The sequence below is a fragment of the Pseudomonas sp. AGC41 genome, assembly GCF_057334555.1.
On the sequence record NZ_JBHFJB010000030.1, the window covers coordinates 21,852 to 22,764 of the forward strand.

Annotated in this window: 1 protein-coding gene; it reads right to left on the reverse strand. The window is 62.7% G+C overall.

Annotated features, from left to right (window positions below; all coding sequences use genetic code 11):
- Positions 1 to 26 precede the first annotated feature (26 nt).
- Positions 27 to 896 (reverse strand): aldose 1-epimerase, encoded by an 870-nt coding sequence (locus ACE04F_RS05800; protein ID WP_486105395.1) that lies wholly within the window; start codon positions 894 to 896, stop codon positions 27 to 29.
- Positions 897 to 913: the final 17 nt, after the last annotated feature.

Here is a 913-nt window from a genome sequence, read left to right on the forward strand (position 1 = left end):
CCCTCGCCACGTAGATCGCGTGGTGCTTATAACTCTCGGCACTGCATCGAAAACCCCAACGCCACCGACTGCCCTTGTTCCAGCAGACGCAACCCCGGCCGTCCTGGCAAGTGATGCGCATTGACCGGATGGCTGACCGGTTCGATGCAGAAGAAATCCAGACCGACGGGGCAGTACAACAGGAAATATTCGCTGCCGCTGGCGCGGCATTCCAGTTGATAACCCAGGTCCGGTTGCTGGATCAGGCAGCGTCCGTCCCAGCCGCCGAAGCCGTTGTCGACGAGGGTGTCGGGCAATGACCGAGGTTGCTGGAAATCCCACTCCGAGGGAATGTCCCTCAATTCCGTTGGCAGTTTCGAGGCGTCGCACATCCAGACTTCGCTGGCACGGGTTTGCAGGCGAGTGCCGGGGGTGCGTGGTAAATATGGATGCAAGCCCAACCCGTGCCAGGCAGCCTGTTCGGCCATGTGAGTGACGTGGAGGGCGATTTGCAGTTGGCCGCCACTCAAGCGGATCCGCAGGCTCGCGCAATAGGCGAAGGGGTGCACGCTGTCCAGCTGCAGCAAGACTTCCTGGTCGGTCCGTTCGGTAACCTGCCAGGGCTGCTGCCAGGCGCTGCCATGGATCGGAAACGGATCGTTGGGGCTGTTGGCTTCCAGGGCGAGCCAGCCGCCCGGGCAGTCGAAACCGCCTTGGGCGATCCGGTTCGACCAGGGAATCAACGGGAAGCAGCCGAGTTTTCCCGGCAGGCGGTTTTCCAGTGCTTGCGGTGCGGGCGGGCGTAGCAGGGGGGCACCGTTGCTGCGCAAGGTCCATTCAACGAGACTGGCGCCCAGGTGTGGGGCCAGGGTGAGGTGGGTGAGTTCGTCTTCGAGATGGACAAGAGGTGGTGTCATGGCGGCGTCTTTTTCGG